The following is a 732-nucleotide window of genomic DNA, read 5'->3' on the forward strand; positions in this document are numbered from 1 at the left end:
ACCGTGAAAAGCCTGCGCTCTTATTTCCCGGACGGCGATGAAGACCGGCAGATCGGCGGCGAACGTCAATTCAGGCGCGACATGTATTATCTGACCCGCGCGGTTCTGGCCGGTTACGGCGTCGACAATCCCCGCGTGCACGAGGCGAGTTTTTCCGCCGTGCACGCCGCGATGCGCAAGCGCCATGCCGATCTTCTGGCCGGGGCGACGGCGGATGCGGCCTCCACCGACCAGGTCGCTGCGGCCTGCGCGGCTCTCCTCGTCGAATGCCTCAACCACCGTCCGGTTCAGCCTGGCGAGGCGGCCACGGCCGACCGGTCGCTCGACATAAGATGTCTGGCGCCCGTCGTGCTTGCCTGCGGACTGGCGACCAAGGCGGACGGCGGCACGCCGGAGCCCGACATTCTCGAGATCGCGGTGCTGGCGGCCGAAGTGCGGGAGGATCGCATCCGGCAGGCTTGCGCCCAGGCCAATGCCGTCCAGGAACTGACCCCGGTTCTCGCCACTCTGCTCGCGCATCTGACGTAACCGCAGCGAGGAATCCGCTATCGTTCGAGCGCCATCGCCGCGATGGTCTTCTTGGCGCGCTGGATCGAGGCCGGGCTCATGCTGAGCTCGGTCAGGCCCATCCCGATGAAGGCCGGGATCAAGTCCGGACGGCCGGCGGCCTCGCCGCACATGCCCACCATGATGCCGGCGGTGACACCCGCCTTTACCCTCAGCTCGATCGCC

Annotated in this window: 2 protein-coding genes; one reads left to right on the forward strand and one right to left on the reverse strand. The window is 67.5% G+C overall.

Going from position 1 to position 732, the window contains the following annotated elements; all coding sequences use genetic code 11:
- Positions 1-528, forward strand: a 528-nt coding sequence (locus tag EOA23_RS36010) for a hypothetical protein (protein ID WP_189341850.1), incomplete at its 5' end; no start/stop codon positions are given.
- 17 nt (positions 529-545) lie between these two features.
- Here the strand turns inward: EOA23_RS36010 and EOA23_RS35185 are convergent.
- Positions 546-732: putative PEP-binding protein (locus EOA23_RS35185; protein WP_348628610.1), on the reverse strand; the 187-nt coding region annotated here is incomplete at its 5' end.

Origin of the sequence: Mesorhizobium sp. M2A.F.Ca.ET.042.01.1.1, from assembly GCF_003997405.1 — a bacterium.
Lineage (GTDB): Bacteria > Pseudomonadota > Alphaproteobacteria > Rhizobiales > Rhizobiaceae > Mesorhizobium.